This is a genomic window from Mycolicibacterium sp. MU0050, from assembly GCF_963378085.1.
In the GTDB taxonomy this organism is placed as follows: Bacteria; Actinomycetota; Actinomycetes; order Mycobacteriales; family Mycobacteriaceae; genus Mycobacterium; species Mycobacterium wendilense.
Genome location: NZ_OY726395.1, coordinates 4,539,201 through 4,562,269, shown reverse-complemented (window position 1 = coordinate 4,562,269; position 23,069 = coordinate 4,539,201). Strand labels below are relative to the sequence as shown.

Sequence of the window (23,069 nt, the reverse complement as noted above, 5' to 3'; positions counted from 1 at the left end):
CTGATACATGAAAGCCTGCGTAGTACAAGAGCTTTCCGGGCCGTCGGGCATGTCCTACACGGACGTGCCCGACGTCTCGCCCGGCCCCGATCAAGTCCTGGTCGACGTCCGGGCGGCGGGGGTGTGTTTCCCCGACCTGCTGCTCACCAAGGGCGAATACCAACTGAAGGTGCCGCCGCCGTTCACCCCGGGCATGGAGATCGCCGGCGTGGTGGCCGCGGCCCCCGAAGGTTCCGGATTGACTGTGGGGCAGCGGGTTTCGGCCTCGACCCTGCTCGGTGGGTACGCCGAGCAGGTCGCGGTGCCGGTCTCCGCGGTCCGGCCCAGCGCCGCCGAACTCGATGACGCCGAAGCGGTTTCGCTTCTGGTCAACTACAACACCATGTACTTCGCCTACGAGCGGCGCGCCGCGCTGCGTCCGGGGGAGACGGTGCTGGTGCTCGGTTCGGCCGGCGGGGTGGGCACCGCCGCGATCCAGATCGCCAAGGCGATGGGAGCGCGGGTCATCGCGGCGGTCAACCGGGAGAGCGCGGTCGAGTTCGTGCGCTCGCTGGGCCCGGATGCCGTCGTCCCGCTGACCGAAGGCTGGGCGCAGGCGGTACGCGACGCGACCGACGGCCGCGGTGTCGACATGGTGGTCGACCCGGTGGGCGGCGAGGTGTTCGACGACGCGATCCGCACCCTGGCCACCGACGGTCGGCTGCTGGTGATCGGCTTCGCCGCCGGCGGCATCCCGACCATCAAGGTCAACCGGTTGCTGCTGCGCAACGTCGGCGTGCTCGGCGTCGCTTACGGCGAGTACATCAACCGCGACCCGGCCTCGGCGGAGGTGTTCGCCGCCGGGCTCAACAAGCTGGTTTCCGCCGGGCTGCGGCCGCCCCCGCCGATGCGCTTCCCGCTGTCCGAGGCCTCGGCGGCCCTGGAGGCACTGGCCGACGGCGCCGTCTTCGGCAAGCTCGTCCTGGAGCCGTGAGCACCCTCGGCATCGCGCTGGTCGCGTTGGCCATCGCCATCGGGCTGGCCGGCATCATCCTGCCGGTGTTGCCCGGCGCGCTGCTGGTGTTCGGTTCGATCCTGGTGTGGGCGCTGGTGGAGCGCACCACCGTGGGCTGGGTGACCCTCGGCATCGTCACGGCGTTGTTCCTCACCGCCGAGGTCATCAAGTACCTGTGGCCCGTCAAACGCATGCGGCAGGCGCAGGTGCGGACGTCGGTGCTGGTCATCGGCGCGGTCTGCGGCATCGTCGGGTTCTTCGTCATCCCGATCATCGGCCTGCTCATCGGCTTCGTCGCGGGGGTGTTCGTCGCCGAGTTGGCCTCTGGCCGGGACGCGACTCGGGCCTGGGTGTCCACCGTGCACGCCGTCAAGGGCGCGTTGCTGTCCATCGGCGTGGAACTTGTCGGCGTGCTGGCCTCGACCATCGTGTGGGCCTGCGCCGTCCTCTTCTGGTGATTTCGGCGCGATTTTCCATACTGGGCGTGGATTTTCACGCCGAAAGCAGGGCTTCGGCCGGGACCGGGCGCACCGGAGTGCGGGGGACGATCAGCCCCGCAGCGCCGTTCGCAGCCGGGACAGCTGATCGTCGGTGACCCCGGTGGATTCCAGGTAGCCGCGCACCGACCCGTAGTCGGCCTCGACGATCCGTAGCGCGGTGTCCAGGTACTCCGGCCGGACGCCCAGCACGTCGTCGGACAGCCGGGCTGCGGTGAACTCCGCGGCGTCGGCGGGGAGCTCACCGTCGAAGCGGTTGCGGATCATTCCCAGAATCTGCTCGCGCAGCTGCGGCGCGGCGGCGTTGCTGTGCAGGTAATCGTTCATGATGGCGTCGCGTTCGACCCCGGTGACGTCGAGGATGACGGCGACGGAGAAGCCGGTGCGGTCCTTGCCGGCGAAGCAGTGGGTGAGCACCGAGGCACCGTCGGCGAGCAGCGTCGCCGTCCGGTGCACCGCACGCGCGGCCCCGGGCGCCTTGGCGAAGGCCGTGTAGGACTCGGTCATGTACCGCTTCGCCGCATCGACGGGCGACTCGTCGTCGGGCTTTTCGGTCATCAGGCGCTTGAACGCCTGCTCGTGCGGCGCATCGACGTCGTCGCCGCCGTCTACCGCCGCCACCACGTCCACGAACGGCAGCAGATGGACCTTGACGCCGTCGGGCACCAGGTCGGCGCCGTGCCGCTCGACTTCGCGACCGCTGCGCAGGTCGGCAACGTCGGTGACGCCCAGCTGGGCCAACTGCGCCACCCCGGTGTCGTCGAGCTTGGTCAGCTCACCGGCGCGGAAGAGCCGACCGGGGCGCACCGCACCCCCGGTCGAATCCGCGACGTCGCGGAAGTTCCAGCCGCCCGACAGCTCCTTGGTCACTTCGGGGTGACCGCCGCGGCCAGCGGGCTCTTCTCCCGGCCTAGCTCGTGGCGCGCGATGGTGCGCAGGTGCACCTCGTCGGGGCCGTCGAAGATCCGCATGGCGCGCTGCCAGCCGTACATCCGGGCCAGCACCGTGTCGTCGGAAACCCCGGCACCGCCGTGGACCTGGATGGCGCGGTCGATCACGTTGCACGCCATCTGCGGGGCGACGGCCTTGATCTGGGAGACCAGGCCGTGGGCGGCCTTGTTGCCTTCCTTGTCGATGACCCAGGCGGCCTTGTGACACAACATGCGGGCCTGGTCGATCTCGTTGCGCGACACCGCAATCGAGTGCTGGATCATGCCCTGCTCGGCCAGCGGCTTGCCGAAGGCGATGCGCGTCTGGACGCGGTCGACCATCAGCGCCAGCGCGCGCTCGGCCACGCCGATCGCCCGCATGCAGTGGTGAATGCGACCGGGTCCGAGCCGGGCCTGCGCGATCGCGAAACCGCCGCCCTCCTCACCCAGCAGGTTCGACGCCGGGACGCGGACGTTGTCGTAGACGATCTCGGCGTGCCCGTGCTGGTCCTGCCAGCCGAAAACGCTTGTCGAGCGCAGGATCTTGACGCCGGGGGTGTCGACAGGCACGAGGATCATCGACTGCTGCTGATGGCTGGCCGCGTCGGGATTGGTGCGGCCCATCACGATCAGGATCTTGCAGCGCGGGTCGTTGGCGCCCGAGGTCCACCACTTGCGGCCGTTGATGACGTAGTGGTCGCCGTCGCGGACGATCGCGGTCTGGATGTTGCGGGCATCGCTGGAGGCCACCGCGGGCTCGGTCATGGAGAACGCGGACCGGATCTCACCGGCGAGCAACGGCTCGAGCCACTGCTTGCGCTGTTCCTCGGTGGCGAACAGGTGCAGGGTCTCCATGTTGCCGGTGTCCGGCGCCGCGCAGTTGATGGCCTCGGGGGCGATCTCGGTGCTCCACCCGCTGATCTCGGCCAGCGGCGCGTACTCGACGTTGCTCAGCCCGGACTCCGACGGCAGGAACAGGTTCCACAGCCCCTGCTTGCGCGCGATCTTCTTGAGTTCCTCGACCACTGGGGGAACCGTGAAATCCTTTGGTCCCTTCTCGGCGCGATAGGCGTCGTAGGCCTCCTCCGCCGGGAACACGTGCTCGACCATGAAGTCGGTCAGCCGCTGGTGGTAGTCCTGTGCTTTCGCCGACATCGCGAAATCCATCCGATGGCCTCTCGTTTCGCCCTGCCCCAACCGTTCGGTTGGTCGCTCGCGCTCCACCATATTGCAGGGCTCGGGGGGCCCGACGGCGGGCCGACGTTCGGTGTGAGCGGTCCGGCCCGCGGACCGGAGCGCACGCTACATCGCCGCGAGAATGTCGTTGACGCGGTCGCGGGCGTCGCCGAAGAGCATCTGGGTGTTCTCCCGGAAGAACAGCGGATTCTGCACGCCGGCGTACCCGGAGGCCATCGACCGCTTGAACACGACGACGTTGTCGGCGTTCCACACCGTCAGCACGGGCATGCCGGCGATCGGGCTGCTCGGGTCTTCGGAGGCGGCGGGGTTGACCGTGTCGTTGGCGCCGATGACCAGGACGACGGCCGTGTTGTCGAAGTCGTCGTTGATCTCGTCCATCTCCAGGACGATGTCGTAGGGCACCTTGGCCTCGGCCAGCAGCACGTTCATGTGCCCGGGCAGGCGGCCGGCGACGGGGTGGATGCCGAACCGGACGTTCACGCCGCGCTCGCGCAGCTTGCGCGTCAGGTCGGCCACGCCGTACTGCGCCTGGGCCACGGCCATGCCGTAGCCGGGAGTGATGACGACGGTGTCGGCGCCGGTGAGCAGTTCGGCGACGCCCTCGGCCGTGATCTCGCGGTGTTCGCCGTAGTCCTGATCGTCCGAGGGGCCTGCCTCGATGCCGAAGCCGCCGGCGATCACCGAGATGAACGACCGGTTCATGGCCTTGCACATGATGTAGGACAGGTAGGCACCCGAGGAGCCGACGAGCGCGCCGGTGATGATCAGCAGGTCGTTGCCCAGCAGGAAGCCGGCGGCGGCGGCCGCCCACCCGGAGTAGCTGTTGAGCATCGAGACCACGACGGGCATGTCGCCGCCGCCGATGGAGGCGACCAGGTGCCAGCCCAGCAGCAGCGCGAGCACGGTGACGACGGCCAGCAGCCACAGCTGCGGATCGATGACGAACCAGGCCGTCAGCGCGGCGAACACCACCAGCGTCCCGACGTTGATGATGTTCTTGCCGGGCAGCATCATCGGCGCGGACTTCATCCGCGCCGACAGCTTCAGGTTGGCCACGATGGAACCGGTGAACGTCACCGCGCCGATGAAGACGCCGATGACCACCTCGGCGGAGTGGATGCCGAGCATGCCCTCGGCGGCCATCGCCAGGGTGTCCGCACCTTCCGGGTGCGCCTCGATGTGCAGGTAGCCGTTCCAGCCGACCAGTACGGCGGCCAGGCCGACGAACGAGTGCAGCAGCGCGATCAGTTCCGGCATGCCGGTCATCTCGACGATCCGGGCGCGCCACAGGCCGATGGCCGCGCCGACGAGCATGGCCACGGCCAGCAGCGCCAGGCCCACCGGTTCGATCTCGTGGTTGATGGCCAGCGCGATGGTCGCGATCAGGGCGATGGCCATGCCCACGATGCCGAAGCTGATGCCGGCGCGGGAGGTCTCGTGCTTGGACAGGCCCGCCAGGGCGAGGACGAAGAGCAGGGCGGCGACGACGTAGGCCGCGGTAGCGATTTGTTCCAGCATGGATTTGGTTCCGATCGGGTAGGCAGGCGGGCTTCTAGCTGCGGGAGAACATCGCGAGCATGCGGCGTGTCACCGCGAAGCCGCCGAAGACGTTGATGCTGGCGACCAGGATCGCCACGAAAGCCAGTGCGGTGATGGTGGTGTCGTACTGCCCGATCTGCAGCAGCGCGCCGACCACGATGATCCCGGAGATCGCGTTGGTGACCGACATCAGCGGGGTGTGCAGCGCGTGGTGCACGTTGCCGATGACGTAATAGCCGATGACGATCGCCAGCGCGAACACCGTCAGGTGAACCTGCAGGGCGGCGGGGGAGAGCGCGATCAGGACGAAGATCGCGGCGGCCGCACTGAACGCGACGCCGAGTCGGCGCCCGGTCGACATGGGTTGCTTGGGCTCCGATTCGACCGGAGCCTTCTGGGTGGCCGCGCCGGCGGCCGGGGCGGCCGAGACCTGCACCGGCGGCGGGGGCCAGGTGACCTGTCCGTCGCGCACGACGGTCATGGAGCGCTGGACGACGTCGTCGAAGTCGAGGGTGAGCCGGCCGTCCTTCTCCGGGGTCAGCAGCTTGAGCAGGTTTACCAGGTTGGTGCCGTACAGCTGGGAGGCCTGCGCGGGGAGCCGCCCGGCCAGGTCGGTGTAGCCGATGATGGTCACGCCGTTTTCGGTGACGATCGCCTGGTCCTTGACGCTGCCCTCGACGTTGCCGCCGTTGGCCGCGGCCATGTCGACGATCACGCTGCCCGACTTCATCGAGGCCACCATGTCGGCGGTGATGATGCGCGGCGCCGGCTTGCCCGGGATGAGCGCCGTCGTGACGATGATGTCGACGTCCTTGCACTGCTCGGCGTAGAGCGCCGCCTCGCGGGCCTTGTAGTCGTCGCCCATCTCCTTGGCGTAGCCGGTCGCCGACACCTCGGCTGCCGCGGGGTCCACGGCCAGGTACTCGCCGCCCAGCGATTTGACCTGATCGGCGACCTCGGGGCGGGGGTCGGTGGCGCGCACGATCGCACCGAGGCTGCCGGCCGCGCCGATGGCGGCCAGCCCGGCCACGCCGGCCCCGACCACCAGCACCTTGGCCGGCGGCACCTTGCCGGCGGCGGTGACCTGGCCGGTGAAGAACCGGCCGAAGGTGTGTGCCGCCTCGACCACCGCGCGATACCCGGCGATGTTCGCCATCGAGGACAACACGTCCAGCGACTGCGCCCGGGAGATGCGGGGCACCGCGTCCATGGCCAACACGGTGATCGCGCGCCTGGACAGCCGCTCGACCAGCTCGGGATTCAGCGCCGGTGAGATCAGGCTGATCAGCGTGGCGCCGTCGCGCAGGGCGGCGATCTCGCCCTCGTCGGGCGCGTTGACCTTCAGCACCACCTCCGCGCCGAGCGCCTGCTGCGCCGAGCCGATGTCGGCGCCGGCCGCCACGTAGGCGGAGTCGGCGAAACTGGAGGCGCTGCCCGCGCCCGACTCAACCAGGACCGAGTAGCCCAGCTTGATCAGTTGCGCGACGGTCGCAGGGGTGGCGGCGACTCGCGTTTCGCCAGGCAGCGACTCGCGCGGTATCCCGATGAGCATTGATTTCGGTCCGATCTGGTGTGGTTCAGGGCGAGGATAAAGTTGTCAGTGTAGGAAACCCCGATTCGCCCGTGCGCACCCCGTTGCCTTCGGTGTCAGCTGTATCGGTGCAGTCGAACCGCCCTGGCGAGCGCCGCCGCGGGTCAGCCGTACTTGTAGAACCCCTCGCCGGACTCCATGCCGAGCTTGCCCTTGTCGATGTAGTTCGTCTTGAGCCAGGCCGCCAGCTGCTGAGATTCGGCATCGCCGTGCACCATGATGTTGTACGGCGTGTTCAGGCCGATGATGTCGTAGATCTGGAACGGCCCCAGGGGCGCACCGGTGCCGATCCGCCAGGTGGTGTCGACGTCGGCGGGGTCGGCGTAACCGCCGGCGGCCAGTTCCGCCGCGGCGTGCAGGAACGGCACCAGCAGCGAGTTGAGGACGTAACCGGCCTTCTCCTTGTGTAATTCGATGGGGACCATGCCGATGGCCTTGGCGAACTCGACGACTCGGGAGTACACCGCGGGGTCGGTGTCGGGGGTGCCCATGATCTCAGCGGTGTTGAGCTGCCAGACGCGATTGGCGAAGTGCAGGGCCAGGAATCGGTCGGGTCGGCCGGTCGAATCCTTGAGTTCGCTTGGCAGCAGGGTGGACGAGTTCGTCGCGATGATGGTTTTCGCTGGCGCGAGTTCACCGACCTTCTCGAAGGTTTGTCGTTTCAGGTCGGCGACCTCCGGGATGGCCTCGATCACCAGGTCGGCGTCGCCGACCGCGGCGGCCAGATCGGAGGTCAGCGTCAACCGGGTCAGGGCGGCCTCGTTGGCGCCGTCCTTGGCGTCCGGCACCTCGCGCGCGTAGGTCTCGGAGAGCGTGGCGAAGCGTTTCCGGGCGGTGGCGAGCACGTCGTCGTTGATGTCGTAGGCGGTTACGGTGCAGCCCTTGAACGCACTCTGGTAGGCAATCTGCGAGCCGAGCACCCCGGTGCCCAGAACGGTGACATTGGTGATGGCAGCTGACATGGTGTGCAACTTTCTCTAGTCGGTTGACGGGTCGGTGGGGCGTTGTTCGCCGAGGCGCGCGGCGACCTCGAAGGCCAGGCAGAGCTCGGCAAGCTCGCGCGGACTGCTCAGTGACTTTCCGGTGTGTTCTTCGATGCGGCGAAGTCGGTTCCGCACCGTGTTGGGATGGCAGAACAGTGCTTCGGCGGCACCTTGGGTCGAGCCCTTGTGATCCAGCCACGCGGCGAAAGTGTCCAGCAGGGCCCATCTTTCATCCGCGGGAAGATCATGGAACGCGCCCAGGGTGAGCTCGGAGAGCTTGCGGGTGACCTCCGGGGCGCTGACGGCCGCGACGCCAAGGATTGAGTCGTCGAAGACGCCCACCGGGTCGTGAGCGGTCGGGGAGGCCATCGCCACCCGCGCATAGCGCAAGGACCGCGCGGTGTCGGCCAGGTCGGCGAACCCCGGGCTCACCCCGACGCGGGTGGTCGTCACTTGTCGCAGCAGCTCGACCATGTCGTCCAGGGCGGCCGGGGCGGCAATGTGGGCGATGCCGATCTGCAGGTCGGGTAGCAGCCGCCAGGCCGAGAAAATATCGATGTCGCGCAGCAACACCTCGATCCGCGGAAGTGCCTGTCGGCCGACCTGCGGCACCGCGGCGGCGACGACGACGTAGGGACCTTGGGCGGGAATCCCCAACAGCTGGGCGACATCCCACAGGCTGTGGTCGCCGAGTGGACGGCCCTGCAACAGGGCCTCGGTCAGCGCGGCTTGTTCGGCGGCGTCCTCGAGGACCTGATGGGTGGCCTGCTCGTGGTAGGCGGCGGTCATCGCGGCGGTGTAGCGATCCTGGCCCTCCCAGAATCGCTCGGTGGCGCGCAACAGCGCCGGGCCGCTGATCTCCGGATGATCGCCGGCGAACTCGACCATCAGGGTCCACGCGTGGTGGCTTGCCACGCGGAAGGCGTCCATCACCGGAGGCATGGGCACGCCGGCGGTGGCTCGCTTGCGGCCGGTCGTCGAGGCCGGGGTGGTGTCGAAGGTGGCGCCGTTCTGCAACGCCTGGAACACCAGGCGCAGATGGCCCGCCGCGGTCTCGAACAGATCGTCATCCGTGACGATGTCGTTGCTGCGGTAGAACGCGACCCCGGTCCGAACCGAATCGACGACGCTGCGGGCGATCTCGGAGACTCGGGACTCCAGCAGTCCACCAAGCTCGACGAGTTGGTTGTCGCCATCGACTGAGCTCACGCTCGAAGCATAGGAGGGTCGCGACCGCGTTGCCACAATTGTGGTCGGACACACCCCGATGTGCGAAATCGTGTTTGCTAATACAGCAGAACAAAACGTGGATTCGACGTAAGACCCGAAATGTATACCGGCGCGGGCAACTTGCCCGCGCCGGACCTTTGCCCCTGATGCGCGATCACGGGGCGGGGTGCCCGTTGTCAGAGGTAGTCGTCGGAGGAGAAGTATGTCGTTATCCGGATCGCTGATCACCCCCCGTTTGTTGCGTGCGCTCTGGCAGACCGCATTGGCCTGGGGCGTTTTCGCCCTGGTCCTGGGCATCCTGCTGCTGGTCTGGCCCACGATCTCGATCGTGGTCGCCGCCGTGCTGTTCGGGGTGTACCTGCTGGTGTCCGGTATCGCTCAGGTGGTGGCGGCCTTCGGCGCCGACGAGTCGGCGGGCACCCGGGTGTTGTTCTTCATCACCGGCGCGCTGTCGGTGGTGCTGGCGGTCTTGGCATTTCGGAACTTCGGCGAAGGCCTCGGCGTGTTGTTCCTGGCGATCTGGATCGGTGTCGGGTTCATCTTCCAGGGCGTCTCCGAAACCGTCCTCGGCATCAGCTATCCGGATCTGCCTGGCCGCGGTTGGCAGATCTTCCTCGGCGTGATCACCGTCCTGGCCGGGATGATCGTCCTGGCTTCGCCGATAGATTCCATCGTCCTGCTGGCGATCGTGACCGGTATCTGCCTCATCGTCGTCGGTATCGGGCAGATCGTGAAGGCGCTGAAGTTGCGCAGCGGTATCGGCCGAGCCGCCCCAGCGGCATAGGCCACCGCCGATACTCGAGGCTGAAACCGACTGAACCACAGGAGAAACACGTGAACGAATCGACCCTCACCCGGGCTGTCATCGCCGCCGCAGGCGCGGCTCTGCTCGTCGTCGTGCTGCGGCTGTTCGGCCGGAAACGGTCCACGGTCAAGGCGACGGCGGCGGACATCGAAGCCATGATCGCGGCGCTGGATCCAGTGTCCCGGGCGGCGGTGCTGGCCCGCCTGAGCCATGACGGCGTGGACGTGGTGAAGGAGCGCCTCGGTCGCTGAAACCACTGGGTTCGGAGGCGTATCGCGCTGTCTTCAGTCTCGGAGGAGTTTAGTCTTGGAATACACTGCAGGAAACTACTATTCGTTTGTCCAGTCCCGTGCGCCGGAGGGTGTCGAACGTAAGACGGCTTGGTTCGTCGGTGCCGGTCTGGCGTCGATGGCCTCCGCGGTCTTCATGATTCGCGACGGCAAGATGCGCGGTGATCAGATCACCATCCTGGAGCGGTTGAAGCTCCCCGGCGGGGCACTCGACGGAATCAAGATGCCCGAGAAGGGCTTTGTGATCCGCGGTGGCCGCGAGATGGAAGACCACATGGAGTGCCTGTGGGATCTGTTTCGGTCGATACCGTCGCTCGAGGTTGACGGTTACAGCGTGCTCGACGAGTTCTATTGGCTCAACAAGGATGATCCCAACTCCAGCCTCTGCCGGGTGACCGAGAAGCAGGGACGGGACGCTCACACCGACGGCAAGTTCGACATCGGCGCCAAGGTGCAACACGAACTCCTGAAGGTGTTCCTCGCGACCCGCGAGGAGATGGAGAACAAGCGGATCGACGAGGTGTTCGGCCGGGACTTCCTGGACAGCAACTTCTGGTTGTACTGGCGCACCATGTTCGCCTTCGAGGAGTGGCACAGCGCGCTGGAGATGAAGCTGTACCTGCACCGCTTCATCCACCACATCAAGGGCTTGCCCGACATGTCGACGCTGAAGTTCACCAAGTACAACCAGTACGAGTCCTTGGTGTTGCCCATGTATAGGTGGCTGCTCGATCAGGGCGTGACCTTCCGGTTCGAGACCGAGGTCACCGATATCGATTTCGTCTTCGACGGTAATCGAAAGCAGGCCAGCAGGATTCACTGGATTTCCGAGGGCGTGGCCGGAGGTGTCGACCTCGGGGTCGACGATCTGGTGCTGACCACCATCGGGTCATTGACCGAGAACTCCGATGACGGCGACCATCACACTCCGGCCAAACTGAACACGGGTCCGGCGCCGGCCTGGGATCTGTGGCGGCGCATCGCGGAAAAGGATCCGTCGTTCGGGCATCCCGACGTGTTCGGTGCGCACATCCCGAAGACCAAATGGGAGTCCGCGACGGTGACCACCCTGGATCACCGTATCCCGGAGTACATCCGCAAGATCTGTAAGCGGGATCCGTTCTCCGGCCGGGTGGTTACCGGGGGGATCGTCACCGCGCGCGACTCGAGCTGGCTGATGAGCTGGACGGTGAACCGGCAGCCGCACTTCAAGCAGCAACCCAAGGATCAGATCGTGGTGTGGGTGTACGGCCTGTTCGTCGAGACCCCCGGCGACTACGTCAAGAAGCCCATGCAGGATTGCACCGGCGAGGAGATCACCCAGGAGTGGTTGTACCACATGGGAGTTCCCGAGGAGGAGATCCCGGAACTGGCAGCCACCGCGGCCAAAGCCGTGCCGGTGATGATGCCCTACGTCACGTCGTTCTTCATGCCCCGTAAGGCCGGTGACCGGCCGCAGGTGGTGCCCGACGGTGCGGTGAACTTCGCCTTCATCGGCCAGTTCGCGGAGACCACCCGCGACTGCATCTTCACCACCGAGTATTCGGTGCGCACCGGAATGGAAGCGGCCTACCGGCTACTTGGTGTCGAGCGGGGCGTGCCGGAGGTGTACGGGTCGACCTACGACGTTCGTAGCCTCCTCAACGCGACGCTGCATCTGCGCGATGGCAAGGAGGTCGACATTCCGGTTCCCGAGATCCTCCGGAAACGGATGATCGACAAGGTAACCGGCAATGAGGTCGGCGAATTGCTGGCAGAGTACGGGCTGGTGCCCGCGGCGGACTGACGCTTCAACCATGATGCTTGACCTTTCGATGGACGGTCGGGTTGAAAAATGTTGTATAACAACGACGAGAGGTACTGATATCGCACTGTCCGATCAACTCGCGAAGCTCAGCGAGCAGACCAAGTCGCTCGAGGATTCCGCGCGCGCTGCCGAACAGCGGGACAAGGAGTGGGTTGCCAAGCGCGAGGGTGAGGTGAAGGCTTCCCTGGAGCGGAGTCGCGCGGAGGCTGAGGCGCAGGTGCAGGGCGACGCCGACGACGTCGCCAAGGGATGGCACAAACTGCAGCGTTCGGTCTCTGACGATTTTGACTCGCTGCGGGAGAAAGCCGGAAAGCGGCATGCCGAGCATCAGGCCAAGCGCGCCGACCGGGCCGCCGACCGTGCTGAGGAAGACGCGGAGGATGCGATCGCGTTCGCGATCTACTCCCTGGAGCAGGCCGAGTACTACGTGCTGGCCGCGGCGCAGGCGCGCCTGGATGCCGTCGACGCCGAGTTGAACGCGGAAGTCAAGGCCGCCGAGTAGTTTTCGCGCACTTCGCGACCGACGCTCGGCCGGGTATTCCGGCCGAGCGTTTTGCGTGGGGAGCCGAGCTCAGACCAACTCGATGACGTCGGCGATCGACGGCAGTACCCGGCCGGGGCGGAACGGATAGCGGGCGATGTCGGCCTCGACGGTCGAACCCGTCAGCACCAGGATGGTGTCCAGGCCCGCCTCGATGCCGGCGACCACGTCGGTGTCCATCCGGTCGCCGATCATGGTGGTGCTCTCCGAGTGCGCGTCGATGCGGTTCATCGCGCTGCGGAACATCATCGGGTTGGGCTTGCCGACGAAGTAGGGCTCGTAGCCGGTGGCCTTGGTGATCATCGCAGCGACGGATCCGGTCGCCGGCAGCGGGCCCTCGGCAGACGGACCGGTCACGTCGGGATTGGTGGCGATGAACCGGGCGCCCTTGCCGATCAGCCGGATGGCCTTGGTGATGGCCTCGAAGGAGTAGGTGCGGGTCTCGCCGAGGACGACGAAGTCCGGGTCGACGTCGGTCAGGGTGTAGCCGACCTCGTGCAGCGCGGTGGTCAGCCCGGCCTCGCCGATGACGTAGGCCGAGCCGCCGGGCAATTGGGCATCGAGGAAGGTCGCCGTCGCGAGCGCGGAGGTCCAGATGGACTCCTCGGGCACGTGCAGCCCGGAGCGGACCAGACGCGCGGCCAGATCGCGCGGGGTGAAGATCGAATTGTTGGTCAGGACCAGAAAGGGCCGGGCCTTGTCGATGAGTGCCGCCAGAAATTCGGCAGCACCCGGCAACGCGTGCTCCTCACGGACAAGGACGCCGTCCATGTCGGTGAGCCAGCATTGCGATGTCGCGCGCACGCCGGCGATTTAGACCGGGGGGTAGGCCGGGGGCGGATAGTTGCCGCGCAGCGCCCAGGGCAGCCACGAGAAGAAGTACTCGATCTCGTCGCTGGCGTCGTAGTCGGGATTCGGATCCATGCGCGAAGTGTAGCCCGCAGCGAGTCCCGCGCAGCGGGGATCAGGCCCATTGCCTACACTGGCCAACTAGTTGATTGGTTACCCGGGGTTTCCCCGCCGTACGCAGAGAGTAGAGAATGCCGCCAGAGAACGGCCAGACCCGCCGCGAAGAGTTGCTGGCCGTAGCCACCAAACTGTTCGCCGCCCGCGGCTATCACGGCACCCGGATGGATGACGTCGCCGACGTGGTGGGGCTGAACAAGGCGACGGTCTATCACTACTACGCGAGCAAGTCGCTGATCCTGTTCGACATCTATCAGCGGGCCGGTCAGCGGACCCTGGCCGCCGTCCACGACGACCCGTCGTGGACCGCGCGCGAGGCGCTCTACCAATACACCCTGCGGCTGCTGAACCAGATCGCCGAGAACCCCGAGGGCGCGGCGGTGTACTTCCAGGAGCAGCCCTACATCGCCGAGTGGTTCACCGAAGAGCAGGTCGCCGAGGTCCGCAAGACCGAGACACAGGTCTACGAGCACGTCCACGGCTTGATCGACCGCGGCATCGCCAGCGGCGAGTTCTACCCGTGCGACTCCCATGTGCTGGCGCTGGGCTACATCGGCATGACCCTGGGCGCCTACCGCTGGCTGCGGCCGCACGGACGGCGCAGCGAGAAGGAGATCGCCGCGGAGTTCAGCCTGGCGTTGTTGCGCGGCCTGATCCGCGACGAGAACGTCCGCACCGAGTCGCCCCTGGGCCTGGGTCTGGCCAGCTCAGAGAAGTAGGCCGAGAAGTAGCCGGCGTACACATCGCCCGAGTAGAGCCGTCACTGAGCTACTTCTCGGCGACGAAATAGACTCTGCCAATGCCCATCGTGAGCAAGACCCTGGAAGTGGCCGCCGACGAGGCGTTGATCCTGTCGATCGTCGCGGACTTCGAGGCGTACCCGCAGTGGAACGAAGAGGTCAAGGGCTGCTGGATCCTGCACCGCTACGACGACGGCCGGCCCAGTCAGTTGCGCCTGGACACCCTGATCCAGGGCAACGAGGGCACCTACATCCAGGCCGTCTACTACCCGGCGCCCAACCAGATCCAGACCGTGATGCAGCAGGGGGAGCACTTCTCCAAGCAGGAGCAGTTGTTCTCCGTGGTCGGCATGGGGCCGACGTCGCTGCTGACCGTCGACATGGACGTCGAGACCACGTTCCCGGTGCCGGCGATGATGGTTAAGAAGGTCGCCAACGAGGCCCTCGAGCACCTGGCCGACAATCTCAAGGCGCGCGCCGAGGCGCTGGCCGGCTGACCCCCGCCGGGGTTTCGGCCTACAGTCGTAGGTATGCCGAACTCCGATCCGCTTCCGCAGGCAAATCCCGCCGACGTGGCCGAACAGACGTCCGGCCTCGACGACTCCGACATCGACGACGACGAGCCCGTCACCGAGATCCCGCTGGAGACCGATCCGGTGGACTACAGCGAGCAGCGCGAGGTCGTCGACCTGTCTGACGACGGGTACGAGGACAGCGCCGAATAGCGGGTCAGTCCCACATCCCGCTGTCCCGGAGCAGGCCGGTGAGCCGACGCGCGCCGTCGGTGAACTGCCATTCGGTGAGTTCGACGACGGTGTCCACATCGCGTTGGCGCAGCGCCTCGATGAGTTGCTCGTGGTTGGCGACGGCCTGGGCGCCCCAGTCCGGGTCCGAGGCGTACACCTTGGCCGGCATGTAGCGCGCGACGTGTAGCAGGAACCAGGCCAGCTTGGTCCGCTCGGCGCTGTGGTTGAACGCGCGGTGGAAGGCGAACTCGGCGGCCTGCACCGCAGCCACGTCGCCGGCCCCGACGGCGCGCGCGAGTTCGGTGTTGAGCGCGACGAGGGTGTCGATCTGTTCGTCGGTGATGTGTGCGACGGCGGAGGCGGCCAGTTCCTTGGCGATGGTCGCCTGCAACCAGAAGATGTCCTCGATGTCGACTTCGTTCAGCGGCATCACAACGTGGCCGCGGTGCGGTTCGAGGCGCACCATGCCCTCCCCGCGCAGCGTCAGCAGCGCCTCGCGCACCGGGGTGATGCTGACCCCGAGCGCCGCGGCGGTCTCATCCAGCCGGATGAAGGTCCCGGGCCGCAACTCGCCGGAGGTGATGGCGGCGCGCAGATGCGCGGCGACCTCCTCGGAGAGCTGTTCGCGCCGCAGCGCGCGACGCGCGGCAGGCTTGGCGTGGGCCGGTGCGTTCACGGTGACCTTTCCCGCCCGGTTGGGCTTGTCTGAATGCCGCTGAACTCATAGTGTGACCAGTGCAACTCAATGTTTGATCAAATGTAAGATTCCCGCAAGTCCGAGCAAGAGGGAGCGACCGTTGACCGCGCAGTTGGCCGAAGGTGCGACCAATCAGACGCCCGCCGAAGAGCCCTACCTGTCTCGTCGTCAGAACTGGGTGACCCAGCTGACGCGGCACGCCATGATGCAGCCCGAGGCGGTCGCTCTGCGCTTCCTGGGCAAGTCCACCACCTGGGCCGAACTCGACCGGCGCGTGACGGCGCTCGGTGATGCGTTGCGTCGTCGGGGCATCGGGTTCGGCGACCGCGTGATGATCCTGATGCTCAACCGGACCGAGTTCGTCGAGGCCATGCTGGCCGCGAACCGCATCGGCGCGATCGCGGTCCCGGTGAACTTCCGGCTGACCCCGCCGGAACTCGGCTTCCTGGTGGAGGATTGCGAAGCCCGCGTCGTCATCACCGAGCCGGTGCTGGCCGGCGTCGCGACCGCGGTGCGCGAGCTGGCGCCGCTGCTGGAGACGGTGATCGTCGCCGACTCGCCGACCGAGGACGGCCTGGTCGGCTACGAGGACCTGATCACCGAAGACGGTGAATCCCAGCCCGCCGCCGACGTTCCCAACGACAACCCGGCGCTGATCATGTACACCTCCGGCACCACCGGCCGGCCCAAGGGTGCGGTGCTCACGCACACCAACCTGACCGGTCAGACGATGACCATGCTGTACACCAACGGCGCGGACCTCAACAACGACGTCGGCTTCATCGGTGTGCCGCTGTTCCACATCGCCGGGGTGGGCAACCTGCTGGTCGGCCTGACGCTGGGCCGCCCGGTGGTGATCAACCCGCTGGGCGCGTTCGACCCGGGCCAACTGCTGGACCTGCTGGAGGCCGAGAAGGTCACCAGCATCTTCCTGGTACCGGCGCAGTGGCAGGCGGTCTGCGCCGCGCAGCGTGCCCAGCCCCGCGCCCTGAAGTTGCGGGTCATCTCCTGGGGTGCTGCGCCGGCCTCCGACACGCTGCTGCGGGAGATGGCCGAGGTGTTCCCGGACTGCAACATCGTGGCGGCCTTCGGCCAGACCGAGATGTCGCCGGTGACGGCGATGCTGCTCGGCGACGACGCGCTGCGCAAGCTGGGCTCGGTGGGCCGGGTCATCCCGACCGTCTCGGCCCGGGTGGTCGACGAGGACATGAACGATGTGCCGGTGGGCGAGGTCGGTGAAATCGTCTACCGCGCACCGACCTTGATGGCCGGTTACTGGAACAATCCGCAGGCCACCGCGGAGGCGTTCGCGGGTGGATGGTTCCATTCCGGGGACCTGGTCCGGATGGACGAAGAGGGTTACATCTGGGTGGTCGACCGCAAGAAGGACATGATCATCTCCGGCGGGGAGAACATCTACTGCGCCGAGGTGGAGAACGTCCTGGCCGCGCACCCGGCCATCGTGGAGGTGGCCGTGATAGGTCGCGAGCACGAGAAGTGGGGCGAGGTGCCCATCGCGATCGCGGCGGTTTCCGACGAGCAACTGCGCATCGAGGACCTCGAGGAGTTCCTCAACGAGCGGCTGGCCCGGTACAAGCATCCGAAGGGTCTGGAGATCGTCGACGCGCTGCCGCGCAACCCGGCCGGCAAAGTTCTGAAAACCGAACTGCGGGAGCAATTTAGCCGGGGCAACAAGTAGCCCGCGCAGGGTCAAAGCCCTCGAGATCACCGGTTCCCCGGCAAATCCGGAGCGATTGACGGGACGGGAAATTGCCGATGGTCTCAATTGAGAGTTAATCGCGCCGATGGCGTACCGGGGACAAGCGGTATCGGGTACATTCCTGTGGGCTGCCTTACTGCCGGAGAGTAGTAAGGCGGTGGTCACATTGATCGGAGCGGGCCAAGGAGGGGGCGTGCAGAACCGGCGGCCGCCGGCCCGGGACGCGCGGGCCAGCACATCACCGTGCACCCGGCAAAGGGTCACTGCGTGACTGCATCGACGAGTGGACTCACCGGCTATGTGCGCGACCAACTGCGCACACCCCTCGAACTGGTCGGTGGGTTCTTCCGGATGTGTGTCCTCACCGGCAAGTCGGTGCTGCGCCCATTCGAGTGGCGCGAGTTCATCGAGCAGAGCTGGTTCCTCATGCGGGTGGCCTTCCTGCCCACAGTCGCGGTCTCCATCCCGCTGACGGTGCTCATCATCTTCACGCTGAATATCCTGCTGGCCGAGTTCGGCGCCGCTGACGTCTCCGGCGCCGGTGCGGCGCTGGGCGCGGTGACACAGCTCGGTCCGCTGGTGACCGTGCTGGTGGTCGCCGGCGCGGGGTCGACGGCGATCTGCGCGGACCTCGGCGCCCGGACCATCCGCGAGGAGATCGACGCGCTCGAGGTGCTGGGCATCGATCCCATCCACCGCCTGGTGCTGCCGCGGGTCGTCGCCTCGACCTTCGTGGCGTTCCTGCTCAACGGCGCGGTGATCACCATCGGCCTGGTCGGCGGATACATCTTCGGCGTCTACATCCAAAACGTCTCGGCGGGTGCGTATGTCGCGACGCTCACCTTGATCACCGGCCTGCCCGAGGTGATCATCTCGGTCATCAAGGCCCTGACCTTCGGCCTGATCGCCGGTCTCGTCGGCTGCTATCGCGGCCTGACGGTGTCGGGCGGCGCCAAGGGCGTGGGCACCGCGGTCAACGAGACGCTGGTGCTGTGCGTCGTGGCGCTGTTCGCCGTCAACGTCGTGCTCACCACCATCGGTGTCCGATTCGGAACCGGGAACTGAGGGGGTAGGCCGTGTCGACCACTCAGATCCTGCGCACCCGGTTCCCCCGGGCCTACGGGGACGTCACCAAGCTGGTCAGTGCGCCGGCCCGCTTCCTGGACACCCTCGGCCACGTCGCGTGGTTCACCCTGCAGGCCATCGGTTCCATCGTGCACGCGCTGCGCCACTACCGGCGCGAGGTGCTGCGGCTGATCGCCGAGATCGGGATGGGCACGGGCGCAATGGCCGTCATCGGCGGCACCGTGGCCATCATCGGCTTCGTCACCCTGAGCGCGGGTTCGCTGATCGCCATCCAGGGCTTCGCGTCGCTGGGCAACATCGGGGTGGAGGCGTTCACCGGGTTCTTCGCCGCCCTGGCCAACGTCCGTGTCGTCGCCCCCATCGTGACCGGGCAGGCGCTGGCCGCTACGGTCGGGGCGGGCGCCACCGCCGAGTTGGGCGCCATGCGCATCAGCGAGGAGATCGACGCGCTGGAAGTCATGGGCATCAAGTCCATTTCGTACCTGGTGTCCACCCGCATCCTGGCCGGCACCGTGGTGATCATCCCGCTCTACGCCATGGCCATCCTGCTGTCCTTCTTCTCCGCGCAGGTGGTGACCACGGTCTTCTACGCGCAGTCGGTGGGCACCTACTCGCACTACTTCAACACCTTCCTGCGGGTCGACGACGTCTTCTGGTCCTTCCTGCAGGTGATCATCATGTCGGTGATCGTGATGCTCAACCATTGCTACTTCGGCTTTTTCGCCAGCGGCGGCGCGGTGGGCGTCGGCGAGGCCGTGGGCAAGTCGATGCGCACCTCGCTGGTGGCCATCGTGGTGGTCGTCCTGTTCGCTTCATTGGCGCTGTATGGCACCGATCCGAACTTCAACCTGACGGTATAGCGCCATGACCACACGAATGGATCAGGTCCGGGCCACCGAGAACAAGCCGCGCACCCCGCCGTACAAGTTGGCGGGACTGGTCTTCGCGTTGGTGACCGCGCTGGTGGCCACGGTGCTCTACATCCAGTTCCGCGGCGGGTTCGACGACAAGACCGAGCTGACGTTGGTCGCCGAACGCGCCGGCCTGGTGATGGACCCCGGATCCAAGGTGACGTACAACGGCGTTCAGATCGGTCGCGTGGCTGCGGTCAACCCGCTGGAGCAGGACGGCACCACCAAGGCGCAGCTGACGTTGGACGTCGACCCCAGGTACATCGAGCTGATCCCGGCCAACGTGCAGGCCAACATCCAGGCCACCACGGTTTTCGGCAACAAGTACGTGTCGTTCACCTCGCCGGATGATCCGGTCGCCGAGCGGATCACCTCCGCCGACGTCATCGACGTCTCCGGGGTCACCACGGAGTTCAACACGCTGTTCGAGACCATCACCTCGATCTCCGAGCAGATCGACCCGGTCAAGCTGAACCTGACGCTGAGCGCGGCGGCCGAGGCGCTGACCGGGTTGGGCGACAAGTTCGGCGAGTCGTTGGTGAACGGCAACGCGATCCTCGACGAGGTCAACCCGCGGATGCCGCAATTGCGGTATGACGTACAGCAATTGGCCCGGCTCACCGAGGTGTACACCGAAGCCTCCCCGGATCTGTGGAACTCATTGGAGGGGGCCGCCACCACGTCGCGCACCTTCAACGAGCGCCGCGGCGACCTCGACGCCGCCTTGCTGGCCGCCGCCGGATTCGGCAACACCGGCGCCGACGTGTTCGAGCGGGGCGGGCCGTACCTGGTTCGGGGCGCCCAGGATCTGGTGCCCACCGCGAAGACCCTCGACACCTACAGCCCGTCACTGTTCTGCACCGTGCGCAACTACGCCGGGGTGGCGCCCAAGGTGGCGGCATCCCTTGGCGGCAACGGGTATTCGCTGAACACCAATACCACGTTCCTCGGGGCCGAGAACCCCTACGTGTATCCGGACAACCTGCCCCGGATCAACGCCCGCGGCGGCCCCGGTGGCGCGCCGGGTTGCTGGCAGAGCATCGACCGCGACCTGTGGCCGGCACCGTATCTGGTGATGGACACCGGCGCGTCGATCGCGCCGTACAACCATCTGGAGCTCGGCCAACCGATCCTCACCGAATACGTCTGGGGCCGGCAAGGCGGGGAGAACACGATCAACCCATGAAAATCACCGGAACCGCAATCAAGCTCGGCGCCTTCTCGGCGGTGTTGTTGGTCTTCACCGCGATCATCATCGTGGTGTTCGGGCAGATTCGTTTCGACCGAACCAGCAGCTACACCGCCGAATTCGACAGCGCCAGCGGATTGCGCGCCGGGCAGTTCGTGCGGGCCTCGGGTGTGGAGGTCGGCAAGGTCGACAAGGTGGAATTGGTCGACGGCGGACAGAAGGTGCGGGTCAAGTTCAACGTCGATCGCACGCTGCCCCTGTATCAGTCGACGACGGCCCAGATCCGGTACCAGGATCTGATCGGCAACCGCTACATGGACCTGCAGCGCGGCCAGGGCGAGGGGTCGGACCGGATCCTCGAGCCCGGCGGATTGATCCCGACCTCGCGCACCACGCCCGCCCTCGACCTCGACGCCCTGATCGGCGGATTCAAGCCGCTGTTCCGGGCGCTGGATCCGGACAAGGTCAACAGCATCGCGCAGTCCATCCTCACGGTGTTCCAGGGCCAGGGCGGCACCATCAGCGACATCCTCGACCAGACCGCACAGCTGACCTCGGCGCTGGCCGACCGCGACCAGGCCATCGGTGAGGTCATCAGCAACCTGAACACGGTGCTGGACACCACGGTCCGACACCAGCGCGAGTTCGACGAGACGCTGAACAACTTCGAGGTGCTCATCACCGGGCTGAAGAACCGCGCGGATCCGATCGCGGATTCGACCGCCAACATCAGCAGCGCCGCGGGCACCCTCGGCGATCTGCTGGCCGACAACCGCCCGGTGCTCAAGGACACCATCGCGTACCTGGAGGACGTCGCTCAACCGTTGGTGGACAAGCAGGCCGAGGTCGACGACGTGCTGACCAAGCTGCCGCAGGCCTTGAAGATCATCGGCCGCGCCGGCGGTGTCTACGGCGACTTCTTCAACTTCTACCTGTGCGACCTGACGCTCAAGCTCAACGGTGCGCAGCCGGGCGGACCGGTGCGGACGGTGAAGGTGTTCACCCAGCCGACGGGTAGGTGCACGCCGCAATGAGAACCCTCGAAGGCTCGAACCGGATCCGCAACGGCCTGGTCGGCATCATGATCACCGTCCTGGTGATCGGGGTGGGCCAGAGCTTCTCCAGCGTGCCCATGTTGTTCGCGCAGCCCAACTACTACGGGCAGTTCAGCGACTCCGGCGGCATCCTCAAGGGCGACAAGGTCCGCATCGCGGGCATGGACGTCGGCACCGTCAACTCGCTGGAGATCGACGGCGACCACGTGGTGATGGGCTTCACGTTGGGCGCCAACCAGATCGGCACCGACAGCCGGCTGGCGATCCGCACCGACACCATCCTCGGCAAGAAGGTCCTCGAGGTCGAACCGCGCGGCAGCGAGATCTTGCGCGCCAACGGCGAACTGCCGCTGGGCCAGAGCACCACGCCGTATCAGATCTACGACGCGTTCTTCGACGTCACCAAAGCTGCCGCCGGCTGGGACATCCAGACCGTCAAGGACTCGCTGAACGTGCTGTCCGAGACCGTCGACCAGACCTATCCGCACCTGAGCGCCGCGCTGGACGGGGTGGCCCGGTTCTCCGACACGATCGGCAAGCGCGACGAGCAGTTCACGAAGCTGCTGGCCAATGCCAACAAGGTGGCCAAGGTGCTCGGCGACCGCAGCGGCCAGGTCAACGACCTGCTGGTCAACAGCAAGACCCTGCTGGCCGCGGTCAACCAGCGCGGTCAGGCCATCGACAACCTGCTGGCCAACGTGCAGCTCGTCTCGACGCAGTTCCAGGGTTTGATCAACGACAACCCGAATCTCAATCACCTGCTCGAACAGCTGCGGGTGGTCACCGACCTGCTGGTCAAGCACAAGTTCGACCTTCAGGACGTGCTGATCACGTTGAGCAAGTTCACCGCGTCGCTGGCCGAGGCGCTGGGCTCGGGGCCGTACTTCAAGGTGATGATCGTCAATCTGCTCACCGGGCAGGTGTTGCAGCCCTTCATCGACGCGGCGTTCAAGAACCGCGGCATCGACCCCGAGAAGTTCTGGCGCGACGCCGGTCTGCCGGCCTTCCAGTTCCCGGATCCCAACGGTGAGCGGCACGCCAACGGCGCCCCGCCGGCCGCGCCCCGGGTGCTCGAGGGCACCCCGGACCACCCGGGTCCGGCCGTGCCGCCCGGCTCGCCGTGCTCCTACACCCCGCCCGCCGACGGCATCCCGTCGCCCGGAAACCCGCTGCCGTGCGCGGATCTGACGGTCGGTCCCTTCGGCGACAACCCGTACGGCCCGAACTATCCGGGACCCACCGGCGTGCAGACCTCCGCGCCGAACCCGGATGCGCCCCCGCCGGCGCCCGGTCTGCCGATCGCCGCCATCCCGGGTCAGCCCTCCCCGGCGCTGCCCGGCGCCCCGGTGCCGCTGCCGGACGCCCCGCTGAACTCCCGCACCCTGCCCCTGGGGCCGGCGCCGGGCCCGGGACCCGCTCCGGTGCCGGTGCCGCCGGTGCCGCGCGAACAGGGCACCCCGCCGCCCGGGCCCGGACAGCAGCTGTCGCCCCACACCGTGGCGCCGCTGCCGGGCAATCCGCCGTTCCTGGTCCCCGACACGGGAGGTTCCTGA

Annotated in this window: 23 protein-coding genes and 1 pseudogene; 15 read left to right on the top strand and 9 right to left on the bottom strand. The window is 66.9% G+C overall.

The genetic code is table 11. The features are described 5' to 3' along the window. Positions 1-7: 7 nt before the first annotated feature. Together R2K23_RS21715 and R2K23_RS21710 are read left to right on the top strand one after the other, a co-directional pair. A complete protein-coding gene (locus tag R2K23_RS21715; protein WP_316512515.1) occupies positions 8-973 on the top strand; it encodes an NADPH:quinone oxidoreductase family protein in 966 nt (321 codons plus the stop codon). Further along, complete coding sequence (locus R2K23_RS21710; RefSeq protein ID WP_316512513.1) at positions 970-1,452, top strand: DUF456 domain-containing protein; 483 nt, start codon at positions 970-972, stop codon at positions 1,450-1,452. Before R2K23_RS21715 ends, R2K23_RS21710 begins: the two co-directional genes overlap by 4 nt. Before the next feature lie 90 nt (positions 1,453-1,542). On the opposite strand, the gene R2K23_RS21705 is transcribed toward R2K23_RS21710, so the two are convergent. The 6 genes from R2K23_RS21705 to R2K23_RS21680 all read right to left on the bottom strand — a co-directional run bounded on the left by R2K23_RS21705 (position 1,543) and on the right by R2K23_RS21680 (position 8,942). After that, positions 1,543-2,361, bottom strand: coding sequence for a tyrosine-protein phosphatase (locus R2K23_RS21705; protein ID WP_316512509.1), 819 nt, complete (start codon positions 2,359-2,361; stop codon positions 1,543-1,545). Further along, entirely contained in the window at positions 2,358-3,575 is a 1,218-nt protein-coding gene (locus R2K23_RS21700) for an acyl-CoA dehydrogenase family protein (RefSeq protein WP_316512506.1), read from the bottom strand. Before R2K23_RS21700 ends, R2K23_RS21705 begins: the two co-directional genes overlap by 4 nt. Before the next feature lie 147 nt (positions 3,576-3,722). Continuing rightward, on the bottom strand, positions 3,723-5,138 hold the full coding sequence (pntB, locus tag R2K23_RS21695) for a Re/Si-specific NAD(P)(+) transhydrogenase subunit beta (protein ID WP_316512504.1): 1,416 nt from the start codon (positions 5,136-5,138) through the stop codon (positions 3,723-3,725). A 34-nt stretch (positions 5,139-5,172) separates the two neighbouring features. Beyond that, on the bottom strand, positions 5,173-6,711 hold the full coding sequence (locus R2K23_RS21690; protein ID WP_316512503.1) for a Re/Si-specific NAD(P)(+) transhydrogenase subunit alpha: 1,539 nt from the start codon (positions 6,709-6,711) through the stop codon (positions 5,173-5,175). Between the two features lie 143 nt (positions 6,712-6,854). Then, entirely contained in the window at positions 6,855-7,712 is an 858-nt protein-coding gene (locus tag R2K23_RS21685) for a 3-hydroxyacyl-CoA dehydrogenase (RefSeq protein ID WP_316512501.1), read from the bottom strand. Positions 7,713-7,727: 15 nt separating this feature from the next. Next, positions 7,728-8,942 (bottom strand): PucR family transcriptional regulator, encoded by a 1,215-nt coding sequence (locus R2K23_RS21680; RefSeq protein WP_316512500.1) that lies wholly within the window; start codon positions 8,940-8,942, stop codon positions 7,728-7,730. Positions 8,943-9,165: 223 nt separating this feature from the next. Between R2K23_RS21680 and R2K23_RS21675 the strand changes: the two genes are divergently transcribed. The 4 genes from R2K23_RS21675 to R2K23_RS21660 are packed head-to-tail and all read left to right on the top strand — an operon-like array spanning position 9,166 to position 12,367. Continuing rightward, the gene (locus R2K23_RS21675) at positions 9,166-9,747 is read left to right on the top strand and encodes an HdeD family acid-resistance protein (protein ID WP_126335781.1); all 582 of its coding nucleotides are present in this window, start codon (positions 9,166-9,168) and stop codon (positions 9,745-9,747) included. Between the two features lie 50 nt (positions 9,748-9,797). After that, positions 9,798-10,019, top strand: coding sequence for a hypothetical protein (locus tag R2K23_RS21670; protein WP_316512494.1), 222 nt, complete (start codon positions 9,798-9,800; stop codon positions 10,017-10,019). A gap of 55 nt (positions 10,020-10,074) precedes the next feature. Beyond that, positions 10,075-11,844 (top strand): oleate hydratase, encoded by a 1,770-nt coding sequence (locus R2K23_RS21665; protein ID WP_126335779.1) that lies wholly within the window; start codon positions 10,075-10,077, stop codon positions 11,842-11,844. 10 nt (positions 11,845-11,854) lie between these two features. Next, positions 11,855-12,367, top strand: a complete 513-nt coding sequence (locus tag R2K23_RS21660; RefSeq protein ID WP_316512492.1) for a hypothetical protein — start codon at positions 11,855-11,857, stop codon at positions 12,365-12,367. A 69-nt stretch (positions 12,368-12,436) separates the two neighbouring features. On the opposite strand, the gene R2K23_RS21655 is transcribed toward R2K23_RS21660, so the two are convergent. Both R2K23_RS21655 and R2K23_RS21650 read right to left on the bottom strand, forming a co-directional pair. Beyond that, positions 12,437-13,177, bottom strand: a complete 741-nt coding sequence (locus tag R2K23_RS21655) for an HAD-IIA family hydrolase (RefSeq protein ID WP_396893661.1) — start codon at positions 13,175-13,177, stop codon at positions 12,437-12,439. 42 nt (positions 13,178-13,219) lie between these two features. Continuing rightward, a pseudogene (locus R2K23_RS21650) lies at positions 13,220-13,327 on the bottom strand (hypothetical protein); the annotation flags it as partial. A 119-nt stretch (positions 13,328-13,446) separates the two neighbouring features. On the opposite strand from R2K23_RS21650, the gene R2K23_RS21645 reads away from it, so the two are divergent. From R2K23_RS21645 to R2K23_RS21635, 3 genes are all read left to right on the top strand, one after another. Beyond that, positions 13,447-14,091 carry a TetR/AcrR family transcriptional regulator gene (locus R2K23_RS21645; RefSeq protein WP_126335775.1) on the top strand — a complete coding sequence of 215 codons (645 nt, stop codon included), beginning with the start codon at positions 13,447-13,449 and terminating at the stop codon, positions 14,089-14,091. 80 nt (positions 14,092-14,171) lie between these two features. After that, complete coding sequence (locus R2K23_RS21640; RefSeq protein WP_316512489.1) at positions 14,172-14,609, top strand: SRPBCC family protein; 438 nt, start codon at positions 14,172-14,174, stop codon at positions 14,607-14,609. A 33-nt stretch (positions 14,610-14,642) separates the two neighbouring features. Then, positions 14,643-14,837: a hypothetical protein gene (locus tag R2K23_RS21635; protein WP_126335773.1), complete on the top strand. Its 195-nt coding sequence runs from the start codon at positions 14,643-14,645 to the stop codon at positions 14,835-14,837. Positions 14,838-14,841: 4 nt separating this feature from the next. Here R2K23_RS21635 and R2K23_RS21630 read toward each other — a convergent pair whose 3' ends face one another. After that, positions 14,842-15,534, bottom strand: a complete 693-nt coding sequence (locus tag R2K23_RS21630) for a GntR family transcriptional regulator (protein WP_316512488.1) — start codon at positions 15,532-15,534, stop codon at positions 14,842-14,844. A gap of 121 nt (positions 15,535-15,655) precedes the next feature. Between R2K23_RS21630 and fadD5 the strand changes: the two genes are divergently transcribed. The 6 genes from fadD5 to R2K23_RS21600 all read left to right on the top strand — a co-directional run bounded on the left by fadD5 (position 15,656) and on the right by R2K23_RS21600 (position 23,069). Next, the gene (gene fadD5, locus R2K23_RS21625; protein ID WP_316512486.1) at positions 15,656-17,254 is read left to right on the top strand and encodes a fatty-acid--CoA ligase FadD5; all 1,599 of its coding nucleotides are present in this window, start codon (positions 15,656-15,658) and stop codon (positions 17,252-17,254) included. 288 nt (positions 17,255-17,542) lie between these two features. After that, complete coding sequence (locus R2K23_RS21620) at positions 17,543-18,340, top strand: MlaE family ABC transporter permease (RefSeq protein WP_316512485.1); 798 nt, start codon at positions 17,543-17,545, stop codon at positions 18,338-18,340. Positions 18,341-18,351: 11 nt separating this feature from the next. Beyond that, the gene (locus R2K23_RS21615) at positions 18,352-19,221 is read left to right on the top strand and encodes an MlaE family ABC transporter permease (RefSeq protein WP_316512484.1); all 870 of its coding nucleotides are present in this window, start codon (positions 18,352-18,354) and stop codon (positions 19,219-19,221) included. A 4-nt stretch (positions 19,222-19,225) separates the two neighbouring features. Continuing rightward, entirely contained in the window at positions 19,226-20,458 is a 1,233-nt protein-coding gene (locus tag R2K23_RS21610) for an MCE family protein (RefSeq protein ID WP_316512483.1), read from the top strand. Continuing rightward, a complete protein-coding gene (locus R2K23_RS21605) occupies positions 20,455-21,495 on the top strand; it encodes a virulence factor Mce family protein (RefSeq protein WP_316512481.1) in 1,041 nt (346 codons plus the stop codon). Before R2K23_RS21610 ends, R2K23_RS21605 begins: the two co-directional genes overlap by 4 nt. Continuing rightward, positions 21,492-23,069, top strand: a complete 1,578-nt coding sequence (locus tag R2K23_RS21600) for an MCE family protein (RefSeq protein WP_316512480.1) — start codon at positions 21,492-21,494, stop codon at positions 23,067-23,069. The genes R2K23_RS21605 and R2K23_RS21600 overlap by 4 nt, the downstream gene beginning before the upstream one ends.

Bases quoted from the DNA above. Each gene is read 5' to 3' on its own strand.
- R2K23_RS21610 (WP_316512483.1), top strand. From the start codon at position 19,226: ATGACCACACGAATGGATCAGGTCCGGGCCACCGAGAACAAGCCGCGC.
- R2K23_RS21655 (WP_396893661.1), bottom strand. From the start codon at position 13,177: ATGGACGGCGTCCTTGTCCGTGAGGAGCACGCGTTGCCGGGTGCTGCC.
- R2K23_RS21675 (WP_126335781.1), top strand. From the start codon at position 9,166: ATGTCGTTATCCGGATCGCTGATCACCCCCCGTTTGTTGCGTGCGCTC.
- R2K23_RS21685 (WP_316512501.1), bottom strand. From the start codon at position 7,712: ATGTCAGCTGCCATCACCAATGTCACCGTTCTGGGCACCGGGGTGCTC.
- R2K23_RS21635 (WP_126335773.1), top strand. From the start codon at position 14,643: ATGCCGAACTCCGATCCGCTTCCGCAGGCAAATCCCGCCGACGTGGCC.
- pntB (WP_316512504.1), bottom strand. From the start codon at position 5,138: ATGCTGGAACAAATCGCTACCGCGGCCTACGTCGTCGCCGCCCTGCTC.
- R2K23_RS21605 (WP_316512481.1), top strand. From the start codon at position 20,455: ATGAAAATCACCGGAACCGCAATCAAGCTCGGCGCCTTCTCGGCGGTG.
- R2K23_RS21715 (WP_316512515.1), top strand. From the start codon at position 8: ATGAAAGCCTGCGTAGTACAAGAGCTTTCCGGGCCGTCGGGCATGTCC.
- R2K23_RS21600 (WP_316512480.1), top strand. From the start codon at position 21,492: ATGAGAACCCTCGAAGGCTCGAACCGGATCCGCAACGGCCTGGTCGGC.
- R2K23_RS21690 (WP_316512503.1), bottom strand. From the start codon at position 6,711: ATGCTCATCGGGATACCGCGCGAGTCGCTGCCTGGCGAAACGCGAGTC.
- R2K23_RS21645 (WP_126335775.1), top strand. From the start codon at position 13,447: ATGCCGCCAGAGAACGGCCAGACCCGCCGCGAAGAGTTGCTGGCCGTA.
- R2K23_RS21700 (WP_316512506.1), bottom strand. From the start codon at position 3,575: ATGTCGGCGAAAGCACAGGACTACCACCAGCGGCTGACCGACTTCATG.
- R2K23_RS21660 (WP_316512492.1), top strand. From the start codon at position 11,855: ATGATGCTTGACCTTTCGATGGACGGTCGGGTTGAAAAATGTTGTATA.
- R2K23_RS21640 (WP_316512489.1), top strand. From the start codon at position 14,172: ATGCCCATCGTGAGCAAGACCCTGGAAGTGGCCGCCGACGAGGCGTTG.